At 60.9% G+C, this 12,135-nt stretch carries 7 protein-coding genes; 5 read left to right on the forward strand and 2 right to left on the reverse strand.

Translation table 11 applies throughout. From position 1 onward, the window contains the following. Nucleotides 1–335 precede the first annotated feature (335 nt). Both HUK82_RS06230 and HUK82_RS06235 read right to left on the reverse strand, forming a co-directional pair. Entirely contained in the window at nucleotides 336–905 is a 570-nt protein-coding gene (locus HUK82_RS06230) for a flavin reductase family protein (RefSeq protein ID WP_306308925.1), read from the reverse strand. A 210-nt stretch (nucleotides 906–1,115) separates the two neighbouring features. Next, the gene (locus tag HUK82_RS06235; protein ID WP_176613133.1) at nucleotides 1,116–3,905 is read right to left on the reverse strand and encodes a bifunctional aconitate hydratase 2/2-methylisocitrate dehydratase; all 2,790 of its coding nucleotides are present in this window, start codon (nucleotides 3,903–3,905) and stop codon (nucleotides 1,116–1,118) included. A gap of 1,083 nt (nucleotides 3,906–4,988) precedes the next feature. On the opposite strand from HUK82_RS06235, the gene HUK82_RS06240 reads away from it, so the two are divergent. From HUK82_RS06240 to HUK82_RS06260, 5 genes are all read left to right on the forward strand, one after another. Beyond that, nucleotides 4,989–5,426, forward strand: a complete 438-nt coding sequence (locus tag HUK82_RS06240) for a hypothetical protein (protein ID WP_176613134.1) — start codon at nucleotides 4,989–4,991, stop codon at nucleotides 5,424–5,426. Between the two features lie 374 nt (nucleotides 5,427–5,800). After that, nucleotides 5,801–8,548, forward strand: coding sequence for a ligand-binding sensor domain-containing diguanylate cyclase (locus HUK82_RS06245; protein ID WP_176613135.1), 2,748 nt, complete (start codon nucleotides 5,801–5,803; stop codon nucleotides 8,546–8,548). 534 nt (nucleotides 8,549–9,082) lie between these two features. After that, nucleotides 9,083–10,336: a sarcosine oxidase subunit beta family protein gene (locus HUK82_RS06250; protein WP_176613136.1), complete on the forward strand. Its 1,254-nt coding sequence runs from the start codon at nucleotides 9,083–9,085 to the stop codon at nucleotides 10,334–10,336. A 24-nt stretch (nucleotides 10,337–10,360) separates the two neighbouring features. Then, nucleotides 10,361–10,648 carry a sarcosine oxidase subunit delta gene (locus HUK82_RS06255; RefSeq protein ID WP_176613137.1) on the forward strand — a complete coding sequence of 96 codons (288 nt, stop codon included), beginning with the start codon at nucleotides 10,361–10,363 and terminating at the stop codon, nucleotides 10,646–10,648. Next, nucleotides 10,645–12,135, forward strand: a 1,491-nt coding sequence (locus HUK82_RS06260; RefSeq protein WP_176613138.1) for a 2Fe-2S iron-sulfur cluster-binding protein, incomplete at its 3' end; no start/stop codon positions are given. The genes HUK82_RS06255 and HUK82_RS06260, both read left to right, overlap by 4 nt.

The following is a 12,135-nucleotide window of genomic DNA, read 5'->3' on the forward strand; positions in this document are numbered from 1 at the left end:
GCGGCCGTGATGTCGGCGGGAGCCATGCCCATGTGCGAGGCCTTCGGCAGAGAATGTGTGGCGATCGCGACCGCCGGAATGTCTGTGTTTCATGAGCCCGATATAAATCTCGATATATCGCACGTCAAGATATATCGAGAGTGTTCTTTGCCCCTCAGCCACCGTTGGCGCGGTGTCTGAGGGGCCTGCCATCATGCCGTTCCGCGCGTTCACCCCGAAACGGGGGGGCAGCACGTCGCGTATCCGCCGTGCGTGTCGTTCGCCCGACCGACGATAGATCCCGTGCCGGGCCACGTAACGATCATCGACCGCTGGCCCACGACATGATTACTCCGCTAGGAGAGGCGAGGTATGACACTCGGCGGCAGCTTGGGGCGCATCATCATGCGCCGATCAAGCCGGGGGCCTTCGGTTACGAACGTACCGTCGCCGATGGCATGCAATGGCGAACGTCCGTCGCGATGCGGCGCGGCATGTGCCGCAATCCCTTCGAGAATGACAATCCCGTAAGCGTCGATGATCTCGACGACGCGGCATTCGATGTTGGCCAGACATGCGCTGAGGAGCGGGGCTTTCACCTTGTCAGCCTTACGGCGGCCGAGGCTGAACGTCTCAAACTTGTCTGTGTCCTGGCCCGAGCAGAGACCGATGCCCACGACGGTGTCGAGCATGTCGGCACAGGGAATGGCGACGACACACTCCCGCGTCTCGTTGATGGCGTTCCAGGAATGATTCCACGGACCCGTCGTGATCGCGAAGTGCGCGTTGAAATCCAGCACCATGGTCCATGTGATGGTCATGACGTTGTCTCGCCCGCCACCATGTGTGGTCACGAGCGTCACAGGCCCTGATTCCAGCAATGTGAAAGCTCGGTCCAGGGGAAACGGCTGCATGGCAGTCTCCATCGGCCTGTCGTGTGGCCACAGGAGCGTGGCACACCGTCGATCAGGGCCCCATGCCCAGGCGGCAAGGGACCCCCATCAGCGGAGCGATGTTCGCAGCACCGAAAGACGGGCGACGTGGTGTTTCGGATCACGGCGGTACGCACCACTCATGTCCTTGACCCACGCCGCCATATGCGTTGTCTGCGATCTTAAAGCATCGCCGCTCTACGCCTAGTAATGGACGGAGAGCGAGTCCATCGGAGCCGCTTTCGGCGGCGCGAACTTGGTCAGTTCGATTCCTTCGACAGCAGCTTTGTATTCCTCGCGGGTTGGCATCCTGCCGAGGATCGCCGACAGCACCACGACCGGGGTGGAGGCAAGCAGCGACTCGCCTTTCTTGTCGCCGGAATCCTCAACGACACGCCCTTGGAAGAGACGGGTCGATGTCGCCAGAACGGTGTCGCCCTTTTCGGCCTTCTCCTGGTTGCCCATGCACAGATTGCAGCCCGGGCGCTCCAGATAGAGGATGTTCTCGTATTCGGTCCGGGCGTTCCCTTTCGGCAGAAGGTCGTCGAATTCGAAACCGGAATAGCGCTCCAGCACTTCCCAGTCCCCTTCGGCCTTCAGTTCGTCGATGATGTTGTAGGTCGGTGCGGCAACAACCAGAGGCGCCTTGAATTCCACCTTTCCCTGCGACTTCTCGAGATTATTGAGCATCTGGGCAACGATTTTCACATCGCCCTTGTGCACCATGCAGGAACCCACAAAGCCAAGGTCCACCTTCTTCGTGCCGCCGTAGTACGAAACCGGCCGGATCGTGTCGTGCGTATAACGCTTGGACACATCGGGATTGTTCACGTCCGGGTCGGCGATCATCGGCTCGTCGATCAGATCAAGATCGACGACGACCTCAGCGAAATATTTCGCGTTGGCGTCCGGAGCAAGGGCGGGGTTCTCTCCCGAACGGATCTCGGCAATGCGCCTGTCGGCCTTGGCGATCAGGCCTTTCAGGGTCGCGGCCGCATTGTCCATGCCCTTGTCGATCATGATCTGAATGCGCGACTTGGCGATTTCCAGAGATTCGATCAGCGTCTCGTCCTGCGAAATGCAGATGGACGCCTTGGCTTTCATTTCCGCGGTCCAGTCGGTGAAGGTGAAGGCCTGATCGGCAAGAAGCGTGCCGATATGGACCTCGATCACGCGGCCCTGGAAGACGTTTTCACCACATTGTTTCAGCATCTGCGCCTGGGTTGCGTGCACCACGTCACGGAAGTCCATGTGCGGCTGCATCGTGCCCTTGAACGTCACCTTGACCGATTGCGGGATCGGCATCGTCGCCTCGCCCGTGGCCAGCGCCAGCGCGACGGTCCCGGAATCCGCCCCGAAGGCGACACCCTTGGACATGCGGGTATGGCTGTCGCCGCCGATGATGATCGCCCAGTCGTCGACGGTGATGTCGTTCAGCACCTTGTGGATCACGTCGGTCATCGCGTGATAAACGCCCTTGGGGTCACGCGCGGTGATCAGGCCGAAGTCATTCATGAATTTCATGAGCTTCGGAATGTTCGCCTGTGCCTTCTTGTCCCAGACGGACGCGGTATGACAGCCCGACTGATACGCACCGTCGACGAGGGGCGAGATGACGGTCGCCGCCATCGCCTCGAGCTCCTGCGCGGTCATCAGGCCGGTCGTGTCCTGAGAGCCGACGATGTTCACCTTCACGCGGACATCGGAGCCCGCATGCAGGATCTTGCCCGGCGTCACGCCCACGGCGTTGCGGTTGAAGATCTTTTCGACTGCGGTCAGGCCCTGATCGGCGACCGAAATCTCCTTGTTGGGCGCGAAAACCGGCGTTGCCTCGATCCCCAGCGTCTGGGCGGCGAACGTCTGCAGCTTCTTTCCGAAGACAATGGCATACGAACTGCCCGCCTTCATGAACTCCATCTTCTGGGGCGTGAAGGCTGCGGCGATATCCACGAGCTCTCGGCCGCTCTCGTCGCGAAGTTTCTTGTCCTTTACGTCGATCGTCAGAAGAGTGCCGGTATCGACCGAGTATGTCTGCTCAAGGACCGGGTTGCCGTCGGCGTTCAGGACCGCTTTGCCGTCTTCGCCCGTCTTGCGGACCCAGTTTTTCAGGTTCAGGCCGATGCCGCCCGTGACGTCGACCGTAGTCGCGAAAATGGGCGAGATCCCGTTGGTGCCGGCCACGATCGGGGCAAAATTGACGAAGGGGACGTAGGGGCTGGCCTGCTTGCCGGTCCAGAGCGCCACGTTGTTCACGCCGGACATGCGCGATGACCCGACACCCATCGTGCCTTTTTCGGCGATCATCATCACGCGCCGGTCGGGGTGCTGTTTCTGCAATGCGACGATGTGCTGCTGCGCCTCGGGTGAAATCATGCACTTGCCGTGCAGTTCGCGGTCTGAACGGGAGTGCGCCTGATTACCGGGCGAGAGAAGATCGGTCGAGATATCACCTTCGGCGGCGACGAAGGTCACCACCTTGATCTCATCCTCGACGTTCGGAAGCTTGGTGAAAAACTCCGCTTTCGCATAGCTTTCGAGTACGTCCCGGGCGACCGGGTTGCCCGCCATGTAGGCATCACGCAGTCGGAACATATCCGCGTCGTAGAGGAAGACCTGGGTCTTCAGCACATCGCCCGCCTGCGCGGACAGCGCACCAGCGTCTCCCAGAGCGATGTCAAGCAGCACCTCGACCGAAGGACCACCCTTCATGTGCGACAGTAGTTCCAGGGCAAAGGACGGGGTAATCTCCGGGACAACAACGTTGCCAAGAATGATTTTCTTCAGGAACGCCGCCTTGACGCCCGCAGCACTCGTGGTGCCGGGCAGGGTATTGTAGATGAAGAAGCGGAGAGCATCCGCCCGCTGAGCGTTACCCGCATCCTCGATCAGTGCAATAATGTCACGAACCAGCCCGGCGTCGTCGATCGGCTTGGGAGCGAGCCCCTGAGAGGCTCTGTCCTTGATCTCAGCCAGGTAATCTGAATAGGCGTTCATTGCAATCCCAACGTCTTAGAGGTGTGTGGACCTGTGGCGCGGCCCGAGAACCGGCTGTTGTCAGCATGGCTTTAGGGCTTCGACTGATCCCAGCTACTCCCGTTTTTGTCATTTCAATTTTCCGGCACTGAGAAAGGTGGATGACGACCCCTATGGCCGCGATTTCGGAAATAATTATTTGGGATTATCTCTTCTGAACTATGTAAATAACTATTAAATGCAAAGTTATTCTCATAAATATAAGATAAACATATTAATATTAGCTTTTTCTCATGATTTTTTCATAAATTGCCGGACTCCGTCTTTATGCCGCAGTGTCCCTGCCGCTCAGGTAATGCATAAAGTCTGCTCTAATATCGATTATTTTATAAACGATATCAATCATATAGAACCTCATGATCTGTCTCCCGTATGCTCTGCGCTGGCCAATCGAGAGCTCAGCTATACATGGTCAACGCTGCGGTATTCGTCTGTTCGGCGGGCTCGGTGGATCGTTCCACGGGGCTGACCTCTGGAAAACGCATACCCGATTGATCATCTCTATAGTGCGACTTAGTCGCATTATTATTAACGTCATACTTGGGTGCAGAAGATACGCCCGCACGCGAAGGCTCCTCGAAGGCGGCGCCTATCCTCTCCATACCCGTGCCCACTCCGCAACGACCATCTTCCCGTCGGTCGCCGTTCGACCGGCTACAGGTGGATGGTCTGAACGCGTCGGCCCGAACGAGCGGCTCGCTGATCTCACCGCCCGGCTCTCCAGGACGCGACCTGAATGTCCCGTCGATCGCCCGAATGGTCCGGCGAGCGGTCTTGTCGGGGAACCTGAAGCGCAGGATCCCGTGGAAGCGCACAGCTCACAGGCGCCTCCCGCAGCGCTGATATGCACCACCGAAAAAAATTGTCATTCCGGACGCTGGGTTACCGCCGGAATAGGTTAATAGTGGCAGGCATGGGTGGCTTCTTAACGATTATCTCGGCGGACTGATCCTCGTTCCGTGCGCCGAGCACACCGTTGAGCCACCTGCAGGTTACTCAGCAGACCACAACGCTCTTCATTCGTGCTTTTACTGGAGAATAAAAATGTTCAAGATCAGTCACATGGCCGGTTCCGCCATCGCCGCCCTCCTTGCCTTTCAGGCGGGGCTTTCTCAGGCTGGCGCCTCGCAGATCCGCCACCCCAGCGAGACGATAGCGCTGGTCACCCTGTCGGCCCCGGCGCACGTCCAGGTCCGCCATCCGAGTGACGCCGTCACCGATCAATCCGGCATCCGCCACCCCAGCGAGACGATGACGCTGGCGAGCCTGTCGGCCCCGGCGCATGTTCAGATCCGCCATCCGAGTGACGCCGTAACCGATCAGTCCGGCATCCGTCATCCCAGCGAGACGATAGCGCTGGCGAGCCTGTCGGCCCCGGCGCACGTTCAGATCCGCCATCCGAGTGACGCCGTAACCGATCAGTCCGGCATCCGTCATCCCAGCGTGACGGTCAGCGGTGCAGATACTGTGCGGGTCGCCTGACACTTTCCTTCAGAAAGGTCGCGAAAGGCTTGTCTAAGCTTATCGTGGCCTTTCTCAAAAACCGTATCGCGTTTGAACGGTAAATTCTGAATAACTGTAATTAATCGGAAGGAAATTTATTTTCCGTTAATATCGTCCGGAAATACTGATGCGTGGACATCTTCGTGGCAGAAGTCAAGCTGTTGAGAACGTTTCGATTGCAAGGGCATCAGTGCTTTCTTAATCTTTTCGCACTCAAAGCCACAATTTTTTTTCTGTTCATTTTCAGCGTCGCATCCGCGCAGACGTTGTCAACACACCTGTTCGACCAAGCCTCCGGGCTGACGGACCTGGACCCCGTGGCTCTTCAGGAACTTCCCTCCGGAGCCTTGATAGTGCGCTCTCAGGGGGGAACCTTTCTCTATGACGGAAAGGCGTTTCTGCCGCTTGGAGAGGCTCAGGGGATAACGGGCGATACCGTCTTCAAAGATCTGGTCACCGTGGCTGACGAAAAACTGATAATGGGCGTTCAGGGCGATCGCGTTCTCGTGGCACGCCAACCCGCACCGTTCAGCCTGCAAAAGCTTCATTTCGAAGCCATGCCTGACGATCAACTCCGGCATCCGAATTTCCGGATGATCCGGTCATATGCCCACGGAGCTATCATCCTGGCCGGTGACCGGATTCGGTACATTGATGCCAGTCAAGCCGGAGGGCCGCGCTTTGCCCCGCTGCCGCCCGCTCTGTCCGGGATGGAGCATTTCTCCGGAGAACCTGTTGTGGTGGGCAGCGTCGGGGACACGGCGATGCTCAGTCTCGCCGACGGGAGAGTCTGCGCGTTCGCGTCCGGGCGAACGCGGTGCTGGTCGACCACCGACGGTCTGCCGCCAGAAGAATGGGGCGGCTTCATTTCGGGTGGCGCGTCGAAGGTCATGTGTCGAAGCGGCAAGACATTTGCGACGATCGATATCGCCTCCGGCCACGTTGTCGTGGAATCTTTACCGGATGCATCCACGGCACTCGGCGACCATCCCGAAGTGCTGACGCTTCAGCGTCTGCCAGACGGCGACCTGATCACCCAATCCCAGCATGGGGTGGTTATTCGACATGGCGGTCGATGGACGCCCCTATATCTTTATGACGGCAACAGCATGCTGTGGGCCATGCTTGTCGATCGGGCGGGCTCGCTCTGGCTTGGCATAGCTGGTCATGGCCTGAAACAGTATTTCGGTTTCGGGGAGACCGTCAGCTGGACTCGTGAGACGGGCCTTTCAGAGGGAACAGTCTGGAGCACCTCGCGAGACCGGGAGGGAAATCTCTGGATCGGCACCGACGGCGGTCTGGGTCGCCTCACGCGGCAGGGCACGCTGGAAACAGTCTTTACAGACCAGTCCGCCGAAGTCGTGGTCCCTGACCCGAGCCGGAAACGCGTGTGGTTGCAAGCCAACCGGGAACGCCTTGAAAACATTGATCTTGTGAGTGGACAGCGTAGTCGGGTGCCGGTGACCGGGATCAATACGTTTCGCATTGACCGGAGCGGAGACATCTGGATCGCCACACAGCATGGCCTCTTCCGGTTGGCCCACGATGCTCCAATTGGGTCGCGTCCGGTTGTGTGCAGCGCGACCGACATCGCCTTCACCGATATCGCGTTCGACACCGTCGGCACCGTGTGGCTGACGGGCAGCGGCATCCTATGGCATTTCGTGCCCCGGACAGGCCTGCAGGCCGTTGTTGCGCTATGGCCCCGCGCGCACGTCGAACTGGAGACCCTCGCCATACGCGATTCGAACGACGTCTGGGTGGGCTCGGACGACGGACTGTTCAGGGTAAGTCTGATTGGCGGAAAACCGAGCGTGTCGCTGATATCGACGAGCAAGCTTCCGTCACAGTCGATCAATGCGCTGGCCGTCGATCATGAACACCGTCTCTGGGTTGGCACCTCGAACGGCGTGGGCGTCTATGACGGTGTCCAGTGGCACGGGTTGGACATCACCAATGGCCTCATCGGTAACGACGTTGCGCAGGACGCCATTTATGTGGACGGCGACGACAGCGTATGGATTGGCACCAGCCGCGGATTGTCTCACGTTCAGGATACGGCATCCGTCCTGCGCGTTCGCCCGATCGTGCCCGTCGTTCTTTCCGTGAGCGCGAACAAAATGCCCTATGAGGGGGAGGTGCTGCGAAATGGAAGCGCAGCGCTCACGATCCAGCTCGGCGTGAATGCCTATCCGTCGAGCACGCGGATTGTCTACCGATACAGGTTGGACCATGCCGACGCCCCGTTCACGGAGACGATGCAGGACACCATTGTCTTCCCCAGCCTGCCGCCCGGGGTGCACAACCTGCGGATCGAGGCGATAGACCCCCTGTCACCCCACCCCCCCGTCGAAATGAGCGTCCCCGTCTTCGTTGCCTATCCGTGGTGGCAGCGCCGTTGGTTCCTCGCACTGGCGGTGTGTCTCATGGTGCTGACGGTCTGGCTGCTTGTGCGCCTGCGCACGGCCTATCTGCTCCGACAGCAGCGTCAGCTCAATAATGCCATCAACGACCGCACACGGGAACTCGAGGCGGCCAACCAGGCTCTGGAGAGCGCCCACGCGGTCTTGACCGAGCAGTCGCGCCAACTGACCTTGCAAGCAACCCACGACGAGCTGACCGGACTCCTGAACCGCAGTGCCGTGCAGGCGGCGTTGATGAAGATGCTGACGGTAACTCCGGAAACCGGCCTGACGATTGCGCTGATCGATATCGATCATTTCAAACGGCTGAACGACACGCATGGCCACCTCGTCGGAGACGCTGTCCTCGCCGCACTGGGGAAGCGCCTGCGCTCGGCCGTGCGTTCGACGGAGATAATTGGCCGATATGGTGGGGAGGAGTACGTTCTGGCGATCCCGATCGACGACAGCCTCGGCGTTCAGCGGGTCCGATCAATCATAACGTCTGTCACGGCAGACCCCGTCACCTATAGAAAGAGTGTTTTCTGGATCACCGTCAGTACGGGCGTCACCACCGCCTGGACGAATGACACGTGGGAAAGTGCAATTGAGCGCGCCGACAGATCGCTCTACGCCGCGAAGCAGCAGGGGCGAAACCGGCTCGTCACGTTCGATGAACTTGCCCCGACGCATCCGTAATTCCGCGCCCGGGGTAGATTGGGCGCGTTATGCCGTCTCGACATGGTGGGGAAAGTCTCTCGCCTCATCCCGTTGGGACGCGAACCGTGTGAGCTGATTATCAGAACAAAGTTGAGCGTCCCGCCGGAATGCTGATTCTGTGGCGTTCCAGAACACGCGGCCTGTGAGCCTCCCTGTTCGTGATCGTGTGCTTCAAACGGTCAGCTCTCGGGATAGCGCCTCTGGTAATGCTGTGTTCATAATGTTTCTATGTAGAAAGAATATTTACAGGCCACGATAGGGAAGGCCCGTCGGAATATCGTGTCCGGGTAGACATTGTCGTCGTGTTCGACGCCTTATTGGTCAGGCAGTTTTCCCCAATGATTCCCGTGCGAAGCGGGGTCATCGGGATCGATCGCCAACCTCCGGCGCGCGTTCCGGCCGGATGTCGTATTCATACAACCTGGGTGTCTTTTTCGTGAGGGAAATCGCTGTTGAGCGGGCGCATAGTCGGGCCACTCTGCGCTGCGGCGGTAAGACCTGATTGGGATTGTCATGCAGAAATTTTCCGCGTTTTCCTTGGCCCGGCAGGCGTTGGGCCGTCACCTCGGCTGGCAAGCCCAATGGCGGTCGGTGGCACCGAAATCGAGCTATGACATCATCATTGTCGGTGGCGGGGGTCATGGTCTTGGTGCCGCCTATTATCTGGCCAAGCAGCACGGACTACGCAACATTGCCGTGGTCGAGCGCGGATGGCTGGCGGGCGGCAATACCGCGCGTAATACGACCATCATCCGCTCGAACTACTTGTTCGAACAAAGTTCGTCCTATTACGAGCACGCTCTGAAGCTGTGGGAAGGCCTGTCGGACGAGTTGAACTATAACGTCATGTTCAGTCAGCGCGGCTGCCTGATGGTGGCGCATAATGTGCATGACGTGCAGGTCTTCAAGCGGCACGTCCACGCCAACCGGCTGAACGGCATCGACAACGAATGGCTGACACCTGAGCAGGTCAAGGCCTTCTGTCCGCCGCTGAATATCTCGCCCACTATCCGCTATCCCGTCCTGGGCGGCGCGCTTCAGCGCCGCGCCGGCACTGCCCGCCACGATGCGGTTGCCTGGGGCTATGCCCGTGGGGCGAGCGATCTCGGTGTGGATATCATCGAGAATTGCGAGGTCACGGGTATCGACCGCGATGCGTCGGGCCGGGTGACGGGGGTGCAGACCACGCGCGGGCCGATCCGCGCCAGGAAGGTCGGCGTGTCCGCCGCCGGACACAGTTCGGTGGTCATGGCCATGGCGGGCCTTCGCCTGCCGCTGCAGATCAACCCGCTGCAGGCGCTTGTGTCCGAGCCGGTGAAGCCGGCCTTCCCCTGCGTGGTGATGTCCAACACCATCCACGCCTACATCAGCCAGTCCGACAAGGGGGAGATGGTGATCGGCGCGGGCACCGATTCCTACGTGTCGTATACCCAGCGTGGCGGCCTGCATATTCCGGCCCACACGCTGGAGGCGATCTGCGAACTGGTGCCGGATTTCCGCCGGCTGCGGATGCTGCGGTCGTGGGGCGGCATTACCGACAACACGCCCGACCGCTCGCCAATCACCGCGAAGACGTCCGTGCCGGGGCTGTATGTCAATTGCGGGTGGGGCACTGGCGGGTTCAAGGCGACGCCGGGGGCGGCCAACCTGTTCGCCTGGACGATCGCGCGCGACGAGCCGCACCCGATCAACGCGCCTTTTACTATCGAGCGTTTCCGCGAGGGTACCCTCATCGATGAAGCCGCGGCGGCGGCGGTCGCGCACTGACGCCTCGCGAGACGGAGAAAGACCATGCTGCTGATCGCATGCCCCTATTGCGGCCCGCGCGCCGAAATCGAGTTCGCCTATGGCGGCGAGGCGCACATCGTGCGTCCCGGCCCCGACGTGACCGAGGCGGAATGGGCCACCTTCCTGTATCTGCGCGACAACACCAAGGGCGTGCTGGCCGAGCGCTGGCGCCACGCGCATGGTTGTGGGCGCTTCTTCAACGCGCTGCGCGACACGCGGACCGACCAGTTCGTCGAGACTTATGAGATCGGCACTCCTCGTCCCGACGCCAGACAGGGAAAAGCGGCATGAGCGGCGCCTTTCGCGTATCCGGTCGCGGGCGTGTCGACACGGCCCGGCCGGTCGCCTTTCGCTTTGATGGCCGCATCGTGCGTGGTTACGAAGGCGACACCGTCGCGTCGGCGCTTCTGGCGCACGGCCAGCATCTTATGGGGCGGTCGTTCAAGTACCATCGACCGCGCGGCCCGATCTCGGCAGGGTCCGATGAACCAAACGCACTGATCGGCGTGGGCGAGGGCGGGCGGCACACGCCCAACCTGCGGGCCACTCAAGTCGAGATCCATGCGGGACTTGTGACCGTCAGCCAGAATCGTGGACCGCGCCTGACGTTCGATATTGGGGCGGTCAATACATGGCTGGCACCCCTTTTCCCCGCCGGGTTCTACTACAAGACGTTCATGTGGCCGCGTGGGTTCTGGGACAGGGTCTATGAGCCTGTCATCCGCCGTGCGGCCGGACTGGGCACGGTCGCGACCGCCCCCGATCCGGATCATTACGGCCTGCACTATGCCCATTGCGAGGTGCTGGTGATCGGCGCCGGCCCCGCGGGCCTGACGGCGGCTCTGGCGGCGGGGCGGACGGGTGTGCGGGTCATCCTGTGCGATGAAACGGCTGAACTCGGCGGCACGCTGCTGTCGGACGTGCATAGCCGGATCGACGGCCTTTCAGCCTCCGTATGGGTGGAAAAGGTCGCCGCCGAACTGAGAACGCTGCCCAACGTGCGGGTGATGACCCGTTGCACGGCCTTCAATTATGGCCCGCACAACATGGTGGCGCTCAACCAGCGTTTGACCGAACATCTGTCGGATCCCGACCCGGCGAGCCCGCGCGAACGGATCTGGCAGGTACGGGCGGCTGAAGTCGTGGTGACGGCCGGGGCTCTGGAGCGGCCGCTGGTGTTCGAGGGCAATGACCGGCCGGGCATCCTGCTGGCTACGGCGGCGCGCACCTACCTCAATCGCTACGGCGTGCTCCCCGGCAAGCGCGCTGTGGTCGTGACCGCGGACGATTCCGCCTATCGCGTGGCCATCGAACTGGCCGAAGCGGGCGTGGAGATCGCCGCGATCGCCGATCTGCGTGCCAATGCCGACGCATCGATCGTGGCAGAGGCGAAGGCGAGCGGTATCACCGTCCTGCCGTCGACCACCATCCAGAAAGCCAATGGCGGTCTGCGGGTCAGGAGTGTCGAACTCGCGCCGGTCGCCGCCGACGGCCGTGTTGGGAAGGCTCAGCGTTTCGCCTGCGACTGCGTGCTGATGGCCGGAGGGTTCACCCCAAGCCTGCATATGCACAGCCAGGCGCGCGGCACGATGCGTTTCGATGAAGCACTGGGCGTCTATGTGCCGGACCAGTCCATCGAGCGTCTTCGCTCCGCCGGGTCGTGCCGGGGGCTTTTTGCCCTGCAGGATGTGCTCAGCGATGGCGCGGCGGCAGGCCTAGCGGCGGCCATGGCGGCGGGTGGCCGAGAGACGGCCGCGACGCCCTTGCGGGTGGCGGAG

It is taken from the genome of Ameyamaea chiangmaiensis, assembly GCF_013376175.1.
In the GTDB taxonomy this organism is placed as follows: Bacteria; Pseudomonadota; Alphaproteobacteria; order Acetobacterales; family Acetobacteraceae; genus Ameyamaea; species Ameyamaea chiangmaiensis.